Genomic DNA, 15986 nt, shown 5'->3' on the forward strand with positions numbered 1-15986 from the left:
CGGCGACTCCTACGATAATGCGATGGCAGAGAGTATCAACGGGTTGTACAAAACGGAGGTTATCCACCGCGGGAGCTGGAAAAACCGGACGGAAGTGGAGTTGGCCACGCTGGACTGGGTGGACTGGGTGGACTGGGTGGACTGGTACAACAACAGAAGGCTGCTCGGGCGGCTGGGTTACATCCCTCCTACTGAAGCCGAAATGAACTATTACGCTTTGCAATTAGCATCAGAGGAAGCGGCGTAGTATTGCCAAAATTACTCTCTAATAAACTCGGGGTTATTCAATTTACCGAACATTTCCCGGATCCAGTTCGCCACACCGTTACTGTCTTTTTGTTCATCCTGCGACGGCGGGTTTTGCTGCGGCTGTCCCGCCGGCGCGGCGGCGTCAGACTGCTGTTGCACCTGCGTCTGGGCCGGCTGGCACAGCGACTGCGGGTCGTCGGTCCACACCGGCAATGTGCGCATCGCGCTACCGCCGTTGCAGACAAAATTCCCCGCGTAGTCGATGGACATCTGACTGATACCCTCCGGCGGCGTCAAGTTCAGCGTCAACGGCGCCTGGTTTTCCAGATAACGGCGATACAGCGTCAATGCGCCGTTGGCGCCGGTCAACTTGGCGGGACCGTTATTATCGCGGCCGACCCAGGCGATGGAGACCTCTTTGCCGTCAATACCGGCGAACCAGCTATCGCGCAAATCATTGGTGGTCCCGGTTTTCGCCGCCAGATGTGAAGACGGGAATTTCACCGACAGCGAGCGCGATGTGCCGCGCACCACAACCTGCTGCATCGCATACAGCGTCAGATACGCCGCCTGGGCGGGCACCACCCGCTCGGCCTGGGGGAAGCTTTGGTACAGCACGGCACCGTCCTCCCCGATCACCGATCGCACCGCCGACAGCGTGGCGTGGTTGCCGCCGCTGGCGATGGTCTGAAATTCCTGCGCCACTTCCATTGGCGTCAGGCTTATAGCGCCAAGCAGCATCGACGGCACCGGGTTTAATACCGAAGAGGGGATGCCCAGCTTCACCAGGGTGGCGGTAATACGATCAAGCCCCACCGACAGACCGAGGTTGACGGTTGGCACGTTAAGCGAATTGGTCAAGGCATCCACCAGCATGACCTTGCCGCGGAATTGCCGATCATAGTTTTTGGGCGACCACAGGCTGCCGTTCGGCTGCTTCAGGGTAAGCGGCTCATCGGCTATCCAGGTGTTGAGCCGGTATTTATCCGGCTCGCTCAGGGCGGTCAGATAGGTGGCCGGTTTCGCCAGCGATCCCACCGAACGCCGCGCCTGCATCGCGCGATTGAAACCGGCAAACTGCGGCTCCGCGCCACCGACCATGGCGCGCACTTCGCCGCTGAACCGGTCGACCACCACCATGGCGGCCTCCAGATCCTTCACGCCACGGCCGGCGCGCAGGGCGGGGACGCCGACTTCGACCGCTTTTTCTGCCGCATCCTGCGATAGCGGATCCAGCGTGGTAAAAATCTTGACGCCGGACAGATCGTTAATTTTATCCCCCAGCTTGCTTTGCAGCTCTTCGCGCACCATTTGCATGAAGGCCGGCTGGGGCGTCAATACCCCGCCGCGCGGCTGTACCCCCAGCGGGCGGGCGCTCAGCATGTTGTACAGCTCGCCGTCGATAACCTGTTGGTTATCCAACAGTTTCAGCACCAAATTGCGCCGTTCCAGCGCCAGTTTGGGATTACGCCAGGGATTATACAGCGAGGCCCCTTTCACCATCCCCACCAGCATCGCCTGCTGATCGAGACTGAGCTCGTCCACCGGCCGGCCGAAATAATACAGGCTGGCCAACGGGAAGCCGCGAATTTGATCGCTACCGCTCTGGCCGAGATACACCTCGTTCAGGTACAGCTCCAGGATGCGATCCTTGCTGTAACGATAATCAACGATCAGCGCCATATAGGCTTCATTGGCCTTACGCCACAGCGAGCGTTCATTGGTCAAAAACAGATTTTTCACCAACTGCTGCGTTAGCGTGCTGCCGCCCTGCACCGCGCGTCCGGCGGTGATATTGGCCAGGAAGGCGCGGCCGATGGAGGAGAGGCTGATACCGTCATGCTGGTAGAAATGCCGGTCCTCGGTGGCGATCAGGGTATCCACCAGCAGATCCGGGAAACCGGCGCGCGGCACGAACAGCCGCTGCTCACCCTTTGGCGATTGCAACATGGTAATCAACCGCGGATCGAGGCGGAAGAAACCAAAATTGCGCCCGGTGTCCTGGTTTTTAATTTCCAGCAGCTGGTTTTTGGCAAAGGTCATGCGGGCGTGGATCTGGCCCTCTTTGCCGTCCGGGAAATCGAACGGCCGGCGCAGCAGCTCAATGCTGTTGCCGCGTACGGTGAATTCGCCCGGCCGGGTAATGCGCGACACCTCACGATACTGCATGCCTTCCAGCAGCGTCGCCATGTCGCTACGGCTGTAGGACATCCCTGGCTCCAGGCTCACCATGCGGCCATAGACCGCCGCCGGCAGTTGCCAGACTTTGCCATCAATGCGTTGACCGACCTGCGCATCCAAATAGACGCCATAGATCGCGATAACCACCGCCAGCAACAGCAGGAGGCGAATAAGCCAGCCCAGCAGCCGGCGTTTTTTCCGCGGCGCGCCTCCCCTTCCCTTACGTGGCGGCATCAGGTACTTCTCTTCGTCTTCGTCATCATCCTGCCAGCGGTCATCATCATCATAATCATCATCCCGCCGGCGGCGCGGTGCAGCCTTACGCGGAGCCTTGCGGCCTGACGGTCGTCCATGACGTCCGATAGGTTCACGGTCATCCCCAGACATCGTTTATTACTCTCCCAACTGCCGACGGCTAAACCGTCTACTTTGTTCCCGCCCCGGCCGGGCCGGAAGCGGAAACCTCTGAATTTCCCGTTATTGCATCTTACGGGCGCGCCGGGTGAATTTCCCGTTATTGCGTTTTATTACGAGTGCGCCGGGTGGATTTCCCGTTATTGCGTTTTATTACGGGTGCGCCGGGTGGGCAGCGCCTGCGCCGGATCGTCCGGCCAGGGATGTTTTGGATAGCGCCCTTTCATCTCTTTTTGCACTTCGCGATAGGCGCCGCGCCAAAAAGCCGCCAAATCACGGGTGATCTGCAGCGGCCGGTGGGCGGGCGACAGCAGCTCCAGGACCACCGCCACCCGCCCTTGCGCCACACACGGCGTCTGCTGCTCGCCGAACATCTCCTGCATGCGTACCGCCAGCACCGGCGGCTCGCCCTGCTGATAACGCAGCGGCAGACGGCTGCCGGTGGGCACAGTGTAGTGGCTGGGGAGCTGACTATCCAGCCGTTGTCGCAATGGCCAGTCAAGCAGCCGCAGCAACGCCTCGGCGAGATTGACGCGGGCAAGGCCGCGCGCGTCGCGCACCCCGGTCAGCGACGGCAGCAGCCAGCGGGGCAGCGCGGCGAGTAGCGCGTGATCGTCTACCGCCGGCCAGCCGGCCTCCGGCAGCCATTCAGCGGCGCACAGCAGACGCTGGCGCAGTTGGATGGCCTCACGCTCCCAGGTCAGCACGCCCAGCCCTTGTTCTTCAATCCAGTCGAGCAACGCCTGCGCCATAACCGCATCCGATGGCCGGGCTTGCGGTTGCTCGCGCAACACCAGGCGCCCCAAGCGTTCGCGCTGAACTACCCGCAGGCTGCCTTTGTCCTGATCCCAGTGCATGGCGGTGCTGCGGCTGAACCAGGCGGGCCGGGCGGCGGCCAGCCTGACGATGTCCAGCGGCAGCGCCAGACGAATACGGGCGTCCGGGCTCTGGCTGAGCTGCAGCAGACCGGGCGCTATCAGCCACTCCTGCGCGCTCAACGCGTCATCCGGCGCCAGCGCCGCCCCGGCGCCGCTGGCAAGCTGGTAACGTCCCTCGGCATCGCGGCGGCGGGCGATGCGATCGCGAAAGCCCCAGGCCAGCAGCAAAGGGGCCAGATCGAGGTCCGGCCGTCCCTCGCCGCCTCCACGTCGACTACGCAACTGACGCGCGCGCGCCGTCCAGTGCGGCAACGGGCGGTGGAAATGGTCACGGATATCCGGCGAGCCGCTCTTGGGCGGCTCCTCGATCATGGCCGCCAGCAGCGCGGCCGGCGGGCGTCAGGTTCTGGCGGGCGTCGATGGCCCCCAGCCCGGTCAGGTTGTCGACCGCCGCCGCCAGCGCCGGCGCCGGCGGAGCATCCAGCCAGGTCAGTTGCCCGCTCTCGCGCACGCCCCATTGCAGCAGTTCCAGCCAGAGGGGGGCCAAATCGGCATAGGTGATTTCCGGCGCGTGATGCTCCGGCGCGCGCGCGCCCTGCTCCTGGCTGAACAGATGCAGACATACGCCCGCAGACAGCCGCCCGGCCCGCCCCGCGCGCTGCGCCATCGACGCCTGACTGATGCGCCGGGTAATCAGACGCGATAGCCCGCTGCGCGGGTCGAACTCCGCCACTCGCTCCAGACCGCTGTCCACCACCAGGCGAATGCCCTCGATGGTCAGGCTGGTTTCGGCGATATTGGTGGCCAGCACCACTTTGCGACGGCCCGCAGGGGCGGGTTGGATGGCGCGCTGCTGCGCCTCCAGAGACAGCGCGCCGTACAGCGGGCACAGTAAGACGTCCGCCGCCACACGCTCGCCGAGCAGCCCCTGCACCCGCTTGATTTCCGCCACGCCGGGCAGAAACAGCAGCAGCGAACCGGGCTGTTGCCGCAGGAGTTGCTGCACCGCGCCGGCTGTCGCCTCCTCCGGTCGCGTCTGGGCCGGCAGCGCCTGATAGCGCCGCTCCACCGGATAGCTGCGCCCTGCGGAGCGGATCACCGGCGCCTCAGGCAACAGTTGACTCAGCCGGCGGTCATCCAGGGTCGCGGACATGATCAGCACCACCAGATCGTCACGCAGGCCGCGCTGCACATCCAGCAATAACGCCAGCGCCAGATCCGCCTGCAGGCTGCGCTCGTGAAATTCATCCAGGATCACCAGGGAGACGCCATCGAGCGTCGGGTCCTGTTGCAGTTGACGGGTCAAAATGCCCTCGGTGACTACCTCCAGCCGGGTCATCGGGCCGCAACGACTCTCATTGCGCATCCGATAGCCGACCGTCTGGCCCGGGCGCTCGCCCAGTTGCTCCGCCAGCCGCCGAGGCTCCAGCATCACCACTTTTCCCGCCAGGCCACCGCGGCGCAGAATCTCCAGCGGCAGCCAGGTCGATTTACCGGCGCCGGTTGGCGCGTGCAGCATGACCTGCGCGGCGCTTTGCAAGGCGGCGAGTACTTCGTCAACCACGGCACTGACCGGTAATAACGCCACAACATCTCCGCGAAAAGGTTAACATTCCAGGGCAGGCATTGTAGCATCGCTGCATCCTGGAACAATGATCGGTTCCGCCTCTGACGCCGTTAACGCCATCAGGGACGCCGCCGCTTGATGAAGAACCCGTTTATGCCCGCACCGCACACCCGCCGGCCCGGCGAAGCCTCCAGCGCGCCGCGCCGGTTGTTTTTCGCCCTGACGCTGCCGCCCGCGCTGCGCCGTCAGATGGTGGACTGGCGCGCTGCGCAGTTTCCCGCCGAAACCGGCCGGCCGGTTGCGCAGGACAATCTGCATCTGACGCTGGCCTTTTTAGGCAACGTCGGCGCCGCGCAGGAGCGGGCGCTACGCGCCGCCGCCGGTCGTTTGCGGCAGCGGCCCTTCACACTGCGTCTGGATGATTGCGGCCATTGGCCGGGCGCAGGCGTCGTGTGGCTCGGCTGCAGTCGCGCGCCGCGCGAGCTGCTGCAACTGGCGGAATGGCTGCGTGACCGGGCGGCCCGTAACGGTTGCCATCAAAATTCGCTGCCGTTTCACCCGCATATCTCTCTTTGGCGACAGGCGACCAAACCGGTAGCGCTGCCGCCGGATACGCCGGGTTGGACGGCCGACGTAAGCCGATTCGGTCTCTGGCTATCGGCGTTTGACAACAGTCGCGTACGCTATACGCTGTTGCAGGACTGGCCCCTCCATCGCGATGGTCCACAGTAAGGAACACCCTATGCAATTCGAGCCTGCCCTCAAACCCGCCCGGCTGATACAACGCTATAAACGTTTTCTTGCCGATGTCATCACCCCTGACGGCGACGCATTAACCCTCCACTGCCCCAACACCGGCGCCATGACCGGCTGCGCTACCCCTGGGGATACCGTGTGGTATTCCACCTCGGATAACCGCAAACGCCGTTATCCCCATAGTTGGGAACTAACTGAGACCGCCAGCGGTCAATGGATAGGGGTCAATACGCTGCGCGCCAATACGTTGGTTGGCGAAGCGCTCCGCGCCGGAACGATTCCCGAGCTGGCGGGATATGCCCAGCTTCGCGGCGAAGTGCGATATGGCGCAGAGAACAGCAGGATAGATTGGTTATTATCGGCAGAAGATCGCGCGGACTGCTATATTGAGGTGAAATCCGTGACGCTATTGCAACACCAGTCGGGTTATTTCCCGGATGCGGTCACGCTGCGCGGACAAAAACATTTACGAGAATTACAGGCAATGGCGGAAAGGGGGTATCGTGCGGTGCTGTTTTTCGCCGTGCTGCATTCGGGTATCGACCGGGTGTCGCCGGCCCGCCACATTGACCCCCACTATGCCGATCTGGTATTACAGGCTCAGCATTATGGCGTAGAAGTCCTGTGCTATGGTTGTCAATTATCCCGGCACGGCATGCGAGTTCACTCTCCGCTGCCGATAATTATTTCATAGAGCGGTTAACGGCAAAATGGCGTAAAATGCGTCAGATTTCCAAAGTTTACCGTGGCGCCAAATACGCCTTCCCTGACACCCTTGTCAAGTAGGCGTTAGGAATAATTGCCAACCTTAACGTCATCTGCTATTTATAGCGGCCTGTTTTTTCCCCACGTTGGGGATCGCTAGTGCGTGTTAGAAGGAGAAGCACCATGCAAGAAGGGCAAAACCGTAAGACATCCTCCTTGAGCATTCTCGCCATCGCCGGGGTGGAACCATACCAGCAAAAGCCTGGTGAAGAGTACATGAATGAAGCCCAGCTTCTGCATTTCAAGCGCATTCTGGAAGCATGGCGTAATCAGCTCAGAGATGAAGTCGGGCGTACCGTCTCACATATGCAGGATGAGGCCGCCAACTTCCCCGATCCGGTAGACCGTGCCGCACAGGAAGAAGAGTTCAGCCTTGAGCTGCGCAACCGTGACCGGGAGCGTAAACTTATCAAGAAAATCGAGAAAACCCTCAAGAAAGTAGAAGACAATGATTTCGGCTTCTGCGAATCCTGTGGCGTGGAAATCGGCATTCGCCGCCTGGAAGCGCGGCCGACCGCCGATTTGTGCATCGACTGCAAAACCCTGGCTGAAATTCGCGAAAAGCAGATGGCAGGGTAAGAGTGAGCCCGGTTTACTGCGGTGTCGGTGATGGAAAATCATGACATCGCGGTAGCTGCTCGGCCACACCTTCATCACCATCATGCCAGCCTCAGTCCCCTACATCGGACGCTTCGCTCCGTCGCCTTCCGGCGCGCTTCATTTCGGTTCTCTCGTCGCTGCCCTGGGCAGCTATTTGCAGGCGCGCGCCTGTCGCGGCCCGTGGCGGGTGCGCATCGAAGATATCGACCCGCCACGGGAAGTCCCCGGCGCCGCCGATACCCTGCTGCGTCAGTTACGCCATTATGGCCTGCACTGGGACGGGCCGGTCATGTATCAGTCGCAGCGGCATGAGGCATATTTGGCCGCGCTGGCGACGCTGCACCGGCGCGGCCTCAGTTATTATTGCGATTGCACCCGCAGCCGTATCCAGAGCCTGGGCGGTCTCTACGACGGCCATTGCCGCGATCGCCACCTTAGCGCCGCCGGTGCGGCCATCCGCCTGCGGCAAACCGCGCCGGTATTCCATTTCCATGATAAATTGCGCGGCCGCATCGATGCCAGCCCGGCGCTGGCGCAGGAAGATTTTATCATCCGCCGCCGCGATGGGCTGTTCGCCTATAACCTGGCGGTGGTAGTTGATGATGCCGCCATCGGCGTCACGGAGGTGGTGCGCGGCGCCGATCTCATTGCGCCCACGGTGCGCCAGTTGGCGCTCTATCGTCAATTAGGTTATAAAGAACCTGATTATATTCATCTGCCGTTGGCGCTGTCGTCGTCGGGGCTGAAATTATCGAAACAAAATCATGCGCCGGCGCTGCCGATGGGCGATCCCCGGCCGCTGCTGGCGCAGGCGCTCGGGTTGTTAAATCAGCCGCTAGCGCCGCAATGGCGCGCTATGCGCCCTGAGTATATGTTAAACTGGGCGGTGGACCACTGGCGACTTGACGCCGTGCCGGCCACGCCCGCCCCGTAAGGGACAACGCACCCGCCCATTCTCAAACTTAGCGGGGTGAGCTATTATTAGCCGCGATTTTAGGTAGTTCCTGTTTATTTGTTACTATTGAGGTGTACTATTTTTACCCGAGTAGCCAACTTCTGCCGTAAGGTGCTCAATCGTGAAAGCGTGGAAACGGCACCCGAGGATAGACGCCCTTTGACGATTATCCCGCGCGACCAGCACACCATCTCCCGTAAAGAGATCAGTGAAAACGCACTAAAGGTCCTTTATCGCCTGAACAAAGCGGGATACGAAGGCTACCTGGTCGGCGGCGGCGTGCGCGATCTGCTGCTGGGTAAAAAGCCCAAGGACTTCGATATCACCACCAGCGCGACCCCGGAGCAGATGCGTAAACTGTTCCGTAACTGCCGTCTGGTCGGCCGCCGTTTCCGGCTGGCTCACGTCATGTTCGGGCCCGAAATTATCGAAGTCGCCACCTTCCGCGGTCATCATCAAGCGCTGGAGCCGGAACAAGGCGCGACGGGGGCGGGGGCGGCCCTGACCGGGCAAAACGGTATGCTGCTGCGCGATAATATTTTCGGTTCCATTGAAGAAGACGCCCAGCGTCGCGACTTTTCCGTGAACAGTCTCTATTACAGCGTGGCCGATTTCACCCTGCGCGACTTTACCGGCGGGCTCAAAGATTTACAGGAAGGCACCATTCGCCTGATTGGCGATCCGGAAACCCGCTACCGGGAAGATCCGGTACGCATGCTGCGCGCGGTGCGCTTTGCCGCCAAGCTGGATATGACTATCAGCCGTGAAACCGCCGAACCGATTCCCCGTCTGGCGGCGTTGTTACATGACATTCCGCCGGCGCGAATGTTTGAAGAGGCGCTCAAACTGCTGCAGGCGGGTTACGGTGAAGCCACTTACCGCCTGCTGTGCGAATACCAGTTGTTCCAGCCGCTGTTTCCGCTCATAAGCCGTAACTTTACCGAGCACGGCGACAGCTACATGGAGCAGATGGTGACCCGCGTACTGGCCAACACCGATCAGCGTTTGCGCAACGATATGCGGGTCAATCCGGCCTTCTTGTTCGCCGCCATGCTGTGGTATCCGCTGTTGGAGCATGCGCAAAAACTGACCCAGGAGAGCGGCCTGTCCTATTTCGACGCGTTTTCGCTGGCGATGAACGATATCCTCGATGAACAATGTCGGACCCTGGCCATCCCGAAACGTTTAACCGCCCTGATGCGGGATATGTGGCAACTGCAGCTGCGGTTATCGCGCCGCCAGGGCAAGCGCGCCCATAAGCTGATGGAACATCCCAAGTTCCGGGCTGCCTATGATTTGCTGACGCTGCGCGCCGAGGTTGAAAACAACGCCGAACTACAGCGGCTCAGCCGCTGGTGGGGGGAATTTCAGGTCGCCGCGCCGCCGCGACAAAAGAACATGCTAACCACGCTCGGCGATGACGGTCCGAGCCGCGCTCGCCCGCGCCGTCCGCGCCGTCGGGCGCCCAATCGCGACAGCGCCTGATGGAGCGCGTCTGGCTGGCTCTGGGCAGTAATCTGTCCGAACCCTTACGGCAGGTGAGCGCCGCCCTCGACGCGCTGGACAACCTGCCGCAAACCCGGCTGGTCGCCTGCTCCTCCTATTATCGCAGCCGCCCGCTGGGCCCGCAGGATCAGCCCGATTTCCTCAACGCCGTGGTGGCGTTGGACACCACCCTGACGCCGGAAACGCTGCTCGATCACACCCAGGCGATCGAATTGCGCCAGGGACGGACGCGCAAGGCGCATCGCTTTGGGCCACGCACGCTGGATCTGGACATTTTGCTGTTCGGTGAGCGCATTATCGCTACCCCGCGCCTGACGGTGCCGCATTACGACATGCACAACCGCGAGTTTATGCTCTATCCCCTTGCGGAACTGGCGCCGGAGCTGCAATTTCCCAACGGCGGGCCGCTGGCCGAACGCCTGCGTCAGGTGCCGCGCAACGGCCTCACCTATTGGGATGAAGAACACCGCTACCGCCAAGGCTAAGCGCCGCCGCCCCTCCGCTTACGCCATGCCACAGCGACGCCCATGCGGCGTGCTCTACTTTCTCTCGTCTGCTGCCAAAGATCATGTCGCGCCCCGCCCTCACTAGCCGGTCACCGGGTGTGCAGATTGGCGCCGGCCTCCCGGGTGGGTGCCAAGGACGCAGGTTCGCGCCGGCCTCCGGGGTGGGTGCCAAGGACGCAGGCTCGCGCCGGCCTCCGGGGTGGATGCCAAGGACGCAGGTTCGCGCCGGCCTCCGGCGTGGATGCCAAGGACGCAGGTTCGCGCCGGCCTCCGGGGTTCAGCACAAAGATGCCTGTTCGGGCCACCCCCACGTTCTCTTTGACCGACAGCGTAAAAGCGCCCGCGATGGGACCAGGTCAATGTCCCCCTTGTTTTGTGCGATAAACGCTATACCCCCGGCAAAGCTTCCATTAAAATAAGCCGCCATTCTTAAAGCTGACAGCGGACGCTCCCGCGGCACAGAGGTTGTAAACCATGACCACGATTTCTCATTTGCGCAAATGGAAACAGCAACAGCGCAAATTCGCCTCCATTACCGCTTACGACGCCGCATTTGCCCGCCTGTTCGCCGAACAGGGGATTAACGGTGATGCTGGTGGGCGATTCTCTGGGCATGACCATGCAGGGCCATGACTCGACGCTGCCGGTCACCCTGGAGGATATGGTTTATCATACCCGCTGCGTGCGGCGCGGCGCGCCCTCGTGCCTGCTGCTGGACGATCTGCCATTCATGAGCTACGCGACGCCGGCTCAGGCTTATGACAATGCGGCGGCGCTGATGCGCGCGGGCGGTACCCGTCTGCGGCCATCTTGGCCTGACCCCGCAATCGGTGAACATCTTCGGCGGCTATAAAATTCAAGGGCGCGACGCGGCCGGCGCAGATCAGCTGCTGGCCGACGCACGGGCGCTGGAACAGGCCGGCGCTCAGTTGCTGGTGCTGGAATGCGTACCGGTCGCGCTGGCGGAACGCGTAACGCATGAGCTGAACATTCCGGTTATCGGCATTGGCGCCGGCGCCGTGACCGACGGCCAGATCCTGGTCATGCAGGATGCGCTGGGCATCACCGGCGATAGCGCACCCTCCTTCGCCAAAGATTTTCTGGCGGCGGGCGGGGACATTGCCGCCGCCGTGCGCCGCTACGTGCAAGAGGTGGAAACCGGCCAGTTTCCCGCGGCCGAACATAGCTTTCACTGATGAAGGAGACTCACGTGCTGATTATCGAAACGCCGCCGACGCTGCGTCAGACGGTTAAACAGTGGCGTCAGGAGCATAAGCGTATCGCCCTGGTGCCGACCATGGGCAATTTGCACGAAGGCCATATGGCGCTGATTGACGCCGGGCGCGCCCGCGCAGACAAAGTCGTGGTCAGTGTGTTCGTCAACCCGATGCAGTTCGACCGGCCGGAAGACTTGGCGGCCTACCCGCGCACGCTGCAAGAAGACTGTGAACAGCTCACCAGGCGCGGCGTGGACATGGTGTTCGCGCCGGCGACGGCGGTAATTTACCCCGACGGTCTCGCCAGTCAGACCTTTGTCGATGTGCCCCGGTTCACCAATATTCTGGAGGGCGAAAGCCGGCCGGGCCACTTCCGCGGCGTCGCCACTATTGTCAGCAAGCTGTTTAATCTGGTTCAGCCGGACGTGGCCTGCTTCGGCGAAAAGGACTTTCAGCAACTGGCGCTTATCCGTCAACTGGTGCGCGACATGAGCTATGATATCGAGATTATCGGCGTACCGACGGTGCGCGCCGCCGATGGTCTGGCGCTCAGTTCGCGCAACGGTTATTTAAGCGCCGAGGAGCGCCGTCTGGCGCCGCAGCTCAATCAAGTGCTCATGCGGCTGGTGGCGCAGTTGCGCGAAGGCGAACGCCACATCGACGGGTTGCTGACCACAGCGACGGAACAACTGCTTCAGGCCGGCCTCAGGCCGGACACGCTGGTCATTCGCGACGCGCAAACCCTGCAACCGCTGACGGTTGACAGTCGGCGGGCGGTGGTGTTATTCACCGCCTGGCTGGGTAAAGCCCGGCTGATTGATAATGCGCAAGTGGATCTCATTTCATAACGGTTAGAAGGCTTAAGCTCATGCAACGCACGATGTTACGAGGCAAGCTACACCGGGTGCACGTCACCCAGGCGGATCTCCATTACGAAGGTTCCTGCGCTATCGATCAGGATTTTCTGGATGCGGCGGGGATCCTGGAGTATGAAGCGATTGATATTTATAACGTCGACAACGGTCAGCGTTTCTCCACCTACGCGATTGCCGCCGAGCGCGGCTCGCGCATTATCTCGGTCAACGGCGCGGCCGCGCGCTGCGCCTGCGTCGGCGATTTACTGATTATTTGCGCCTATGTGCAAATGCCGGACGAAGAGGCGCGGCATCATGCGCCGCGGGTGGCCTATTTCGACGAGCATAATCGGCTGCAGCGTACCGCCAAGGCGCTGCCGGTGCAGATGGCCTGAGTCTCCCGCGCCAATGGCCGCCGGTTTTCACCGCCGGCGTACCGCACGTCAGAAGCCCCAGGGAGAGCCTGCCTTCGTCTGGCGCCCGAGGGGCGCGGGGCTTTAACCGCCGACGTCGGGCGCGCCAGCGGCCACAGGGAGAGCCTGCCTGAATTCTGGCACCGGCTGCCTGCGGGTGTATTTACCCCCGCGCCCCTGCCCTTTTGTGTCGGCCCAACCGGCCAGCATGGGCTGAAACAGGCTTAAGCCGCAACACGCCACCTCGGCGCGGCGCTGGCGCCGCCCGTCAGGTCAGGTGCGCAAGCCGCGTCCGCGCTGGATAAGCGTCCAGCACAACAGATAAAACGCCACGATAAAAGCCACCAGCACCGCAAGCGTAAGCGCCAGCGGCACGTCGCTGATACCCAGGAAGCCATAGCGGAAGCCGCTAATCATATACACCACCGGGTTCAAGCGCGACACCACCTGCCAGAACGGCGGCAGCAGCGTTAGCGAATAAAACACGCCGCCCAGATAGGTCAGCGGTGTAAGCACGAAGGTGGGGACAATGCTGATGTCATCAAAGCTTTTGGCAAACACCGCATTAAGCAGTCCCGCCAGCGAAAACAACACCGCGGTCAATATCAGCGTCAGCACCACCATCCACCAGGCGTGGACCTGGAGCGGCACGAAGAACAGCGACACCGCCGTCACCAGAATGCCGACGCAAATCGCGCGCGCTACCCCGCCGCCCACATACCCCGCGATGATCACATGGGTAGGCACCGGCGCCACCAGCAGTTCTTCAATGTTGCGCTGAAACTTGGCGCTGAAGAACGATGACGCGACGTTGGTGTAGGCATTGGTGATCACCGCCATCATAATCAGGCCCGGCACAATGAACTGCATGTACGAAAAGCCGTGCATAGCACCAATCTGCGATCCGATGAGATTGCCGAAAATAATAAAATAGAGCGTCATGGTAATCACCGGCGGCACCAGGGTTTGCACCCAGATCCGTGCGAACCGATTGATTTCCTTACGTAATATGCTTTTAAACGCGACCCAATACAGCTGCATCATGCCCGTTGACCCCTTGCTTTGCCGTCCGTGACCAACGACACAAATAATTCCTCCAGGCGGTTGGCCTTATTGCGCATACTCAACACCTGTACCCCCTGTGCGCTTAGCTGACTGAACAGGCTATTCAGCCCCTGTTCGCGCATTACCTCCAGCGTACAGGTATCAAGCAACTGGCTACGATACCCGTTTAGCTGTGGCAGCGCGCTTTTCGCCGCCAGATCCAGTATGAAGGTTTCGGATTTCAGCTTTGACAGCAGCTCACGCATAGAGGTATTTTCCACCAGCCGGCCGTGTTGGATAATGCCGATATGCCGGCAAAGCATCTCCGCCTCTTCCAGGTAATGGGTGGTTAAGATAATCGTGGTGCCGCTGTTGTTCAGATCGCGTAAAAACCCCCACATGGAACGGCGCAACTCGATATCGACGCCGGCGGTGGGTTCATCAAGGATCAAAAGCTTCGGCTCATGCATCAGCGCACGGGCTATCATCAGCCGGCGTTTCATGCCGCCTGAGAGCATGCGGGCGCGCTCGTCGCGCTTGTCCCACAGATCCAGCTGGCGTAGGTATTTTTCCGCGCGGGCGGCGGCCTGCTTGCGCTCAACGCCATAATAGCCGGCCTGGTGGACCACGATTTGATAGACGGTTTCAAACGGGTTGAAATTAAATTCCTGCGGCACCAGCCCCAGCTGGCGTTTCGCATTGACTATGTCCTTATCGGTATCGTAGCCGAACACCCGCACTTTACCGGCGCTCTTGTTTACCAGAGCGCTGATAATGCCGATGGTGGTGGATTTTCCTGCCCCGTTGGGGCCAAGCAGCGCATAGAAATCGCCGGCTTCCACGTTCAGATCGATCCCTTTCAGAGCCTGTACGCCTCCTGCGTAGGTCTTGGTCAACTGCTCCAACTCCAATGCATATGTCATTTGTGACGGGTTACCTTATTCTAAACGGTTTTCAGGAACTGATGTTCAAACGCCAGCGCTTGGCCTATATTAACGCATCGCATTACGACAGTTACGGGCTATTAACATCGATGAAAGACATCTCAACCCTCATCAGTAACAACCACGATTGGTCCAAGCTTCTGCATGAAGAGGATCCAGGCTTTTTTGAGCGGCTGTCGCTGGCGCAAAAGCCACGCTTTCTGTGGATTGGCTGTTCCGACAGCCGCGTGCCGGCGGAAAGATTGACCGGGCTGGAGCCCGGTGAGCTGTTTGTACATCGCAATGTCGCCAATCTGGTTATCCATACCGATCTCAATTGTCTGTCGGTGGTGCAATATGCGGTCGACGTGCTGGAGGTCGAGCATATTATCATTTGCGGCCATTACGGCTGCGGCGGCATACAGGCGGCCATTGACAATCCCGAGCTGGGGCTTATCGACAACTGGCTGCTGCATATCCGTGATTTGTGGTACAAGCATAGCTCACTGCTGGGCGAGCTCCATCCCGAGGATCGCGCCAATATCCTGAGCGAGATTAATGTGATTGAACAGGTGTATAACCTGGGACACTCGACCATCATGCGCTCTGCCTGGAAACGGGGCCAGAAGGTCACGATTCACGGTTGGGTGTATGCGCTGCACGACGGGCTGCTCCGCGATCTGGAAATCACCGCCACCAGCCGCGAGACGCTGGAACAGCGTTATCGTCAGGGGATGGCCACCCTGCTACAGCGCTACGGCAATTGATGCAACCGACGTCCGTTTCATCGGCGGACGTCCTTTTAGCCGCCTGGCGTCCGCTTGACCACCCGGCGTCCGCTTGACCACCCGGCGTTCGCTTGACCGCCCGGCGTCCGCTTAGTCGTTTGAGATCTTTTGCCGCTTCGTCCCGTGGCCGCAAGGCCATTTCACCCCGAAGTCAAGTGACCTTACACAGTATAGACCATCGCTACGTGCGGTCTTTAACCGCACAAGCCCTGCTGGCGGGGAAAGCAACCGACCTCCCCTGAGGGCATAGGTATCTACACATTTATCGTGATACCTGTTATTACTTTGCAGAATGATTTCAACCTATCTGTTGGCGGGATTGACTCTCGCCTTACCCGCCGATATCAGACGCTGGTTAAACAGCATATGA

General features: G+C 60.8%; 13 protein-coding genes and 2 pseudogenes. 11 read left to right on the forward strand and 4 right to left on the reverse strand.

What is annotated here, in order from left to right; all coding sequences use genetic code 11:
• Positions 1 to 247, forward strand: a 247-nt coding sequence (locus tag CINSTRO3249_RS04855) for an integrase core domain-containing protein (RefSeq protein ID WP_143146887.1), incomplete at its 5' end; no start/stop codon positions are given.
• Positions 248 to 258: 11 nt separating this feature from the next.
• Here the strand turns inward: CINSTRO3249_RS04855 and mrcB are convergent.
• Together mrcB and hrpB are read right to left on the reverse strand one after the other, a co-directional pair.
• Positions 259 to 2817, reverse strand: coding sequence for a bifunctional glycosyl transferase/transpeptidase (gene mrcB, locus CINSTRO3249_RS04860; protein ID WP_074012419.1), 2559 nt, complete (start codon positions 2815 to 2817; stop codon positions 259 to 261).
• Positions 2818 to 2984: 167 nt separating this feature from the next.
• A pseudogene (hrpB, locus tag CINSTRO3249_RS04865) lies at positions 2985 to 5310 on the reverse strand (ATP-dependent helicase HrpB).
• A 132-nt stretch (positions 5311 to 5442) separates the two neighbouring features.
• Here hrpB and thpR point away from each other — a divergent pair.
• The 9 genes and pseudogenes from thpR (at position 5443) to panD (ending at position 12843) form a co-directional block, all read left to right on the forward strand.
• Positions 5443 to 6021 (forward strand): RNA 2',3'-cyclic phosphodiesterase, encoded by a 579-nt coding sequence (gene thpR / locus CINSTRO3249_RS04870; protein WP_074012428.1) that lies wholly within the window; start codon positions 5443 to 5445, stop codon positions 6019 to 6021.
• 10 nt (positions 6022 to 6031) lie between these two features.
• The gene (gene sfsA / locus CINSTRO3249_RS04875) at positions 6032 to 6739 is read left to right on the forward strand and encodes a DNA/RNA nuclease SfsA (protein WP_074012420.1); all 708 of its coding nucleotides are present in this window, start codon (positions 6032 to 6034) and stop codon (positions 6737 to 6739) included.
• A 194-nt stretch (positions 6740 to 6933) separates the two neighbouring features.
• Positions 6934 to 7389, forward strand: coding sequence for an RNA polymerase-binding protein DksA (gene dksA, locus CINSTRO3249_RS04880; RefSeq protein WP_025244526.1), 456 nt, complete (start codon positions 6934 to 6936; stop codon positions 7387 to 7389).
• Between the two features lie 82 nt (positions 7390 to 7471).
• On the forward strand, positions 7472 to 8344 hold the full coding sequence (gene gluQRS / locus CINSTRO3249_RS04885; protein WP_074012421.1) for a tRNA glutamyl-Q(34) synthetase GluQRS: 873 nt from the start codon (positions 7472 to 7474) through the stop codon (positions 8342 to 8344).
• Positions 8345 to 8443: 99 nt separating this feature from the next.
• The gene (pcnB, locus tag CINSTRO3249_RS04890; RefSeq protein ID WP_217265371.1) at positions 8444 to 9850 is read left to right on the forward strand and encodes a polynucleotide adenylyltransferase PcnB; all 1407 of its coding nucleotides are present in this window, start codon (positions 8444 to 8446) and stop codon (positions 9848 to 9850) included.
• Complete coding sequence (folK, locus tag CINSTRO3249_RS04895; RefSeq protein ID WP_074012423.1) at positions 9850 to 10356, forward strand: 2-amino-4-hydroxy-6-hydroxymethyldihydropteridine diphosphokinase; 507 nt, start codon at positions 9850 to 9852, stop codon at positions 10354 to 10356. The genes pcnB and folK overlap by 1 nt, the downstream gene beginning before the upstream one ends.
• Before the next feature lie 495 nt (positions 10357 to 10851).
• Positions 10852 to 11573, forward strand: a pseudogene (locus CINSTRO3249_RS16175) (3-methyl-2-oxobutanoate hydroxymethyltransferase).
• Between the two features lie 14 nt (positions 11574 to 11587).
• Positions 11588 to 12442: a pantoate--beta-alanine ligase gene (gene panC, locus CINSTRO3249_RS04910; RefSeq protein ID WP_074012424.1), complete on the forward strand. Its 855-nt coding sequence runs from the start codon at positions 11588 to 11590 to the stop codon at positions 12440 to 12442.
• 20 nt (positions 12443 to 12462) lie between these two features.
• Positions 12463 to 12843 (forward strand): aspartate 1-decarboxylase, encoded by a 381-nt coding sequence (gene panD / locus CINSTRO3249_RS04915; protein WP_074012425.1) that lies wholly within the window; start codon positions 12463 to 12465, stop codon positions 12841 to 12843.
• 291 nt (positions 12844 to 13134) lie between these two features.
• On the opposite strand, the gene CINSTRO3249_RS04920 is transcribed toward panD, so the two are convergent.
• Positions 13135 to 13905, reverse strand: a complete 771-nt coding sequence (locus CINSTRO3249_RS04920) for an ABC transporter permease (protein ID WP_074012426.1) — start codon at positions 13903 to 13905, stop codon at positions 13135 to 13137.
• Positions 13902 to 14828 carry an ABC transporter ATP-binding protein gene (locus tag CINSTRO3249_RS04925; protein WP_074012427.1) on the reverse strand — a complete coding sequence of 309 codons (927 nt, stop codon included), beginning with the start codon at positions 14826 to 14828 and terminating at the stop codon, positions 13902 to 13904. The genes CINSTRO3249_RS04920 and CINSTRO3249_RS04925 overlap by 4 nt, the downstream gene beginning before the upstream one ends.
• Positions 14829 to 14938: 110 nt before the next feature.
• On the opposite strand from CINSTRO3249_RS04925, the gene can reads away from it, so the two are divergent.
• Complete coding sequence (can, locus tag CINSTRO3249_RS04930) at positions 14939 to 15595, forward strand: carbonate dehydratase (RefSeq protein ID WP_074012429.1); 657 nt, start codon at positions 14939 to 14941, stop codon at positions 15593 to 15595.
• Positions 15596 to 15986: the final 391 nt, after the last annotated feature.

Origin of the sequence: Candidatus Sodalis sp. SoCistrobi (genome assembly GCF_900143145.1) — a bacterium.
Lineage (GTDB): Bacteria > Pseudomonadota > Gammaproteobacteria > Enterobacterales > Enterobacteriaceae > SoCistrobi.

Coding starts and splice junctions, on each gene's coding strand:
- mrcB (WP_074012419.1), bottom strand. CDS start 2,817: ATGTCTGGGGATGACCGTGAACCTATCGGACGTCATGGACGACCGTCA.
- folK (WP_074012423.1), top strand. CDS start 9,850: ATGGAGCGCGTCTGGCTGGCTCTGGGCAGTAATCTGTCCGAACCCTTA.
- gluQRS (WP_074012421.1), top strand. CDS start 7,472: ATGCCAGCCTCAGTCCCCTACATCGGACGCTTCGCTCCGTCGCCTTCC.
- panD (WP_074012425.1), top strand. CDS start 12,463: ATGCAACGCACGATGTTACGAGGCAAGCTACACCGGGTGCACGTCACC.
- dksA (WP_025244526.1), top strand. CDS start 6,934: ATGCAAGAAGGGCAAAACCGTAAGACATCCTCCTTGAGCATTCTCGCC.
- thpR (WP_074012428.1), top strand. CDS start 5,443: ATGCCCGCACCGCACACCCGCCGGCCCGGCGAAGCCTCCAGCGCGCCG.
- can (WP_074012429.1), top strand. CDS start 14,939: ATGAAAGACATCTCAACCCTCATCAGTAACAACCACGATTGGTCCAAG.
- CINSTRO3249_RS04925 (WP_074012427.1), bottom strand. CDS start 14,828: ATGACATATGCATTGGAGTTGGAGCAGTTGACCAAGACCTACGCAGGA.
- sfsA (WP_074012420.1), top strand. CDS start 6,032: ATGCAATTCGAGCCTGCCCTCAAACCCGCCCGGCTGATACAACGCTAT.
- CINSTRO3249_RS04920 (WP_074012426.1), bottom strand. CDS start 13,905: ATGATGCAGCTGTATTGGGTCGCGTTTAAAAGCATATTACGTAAGGAA.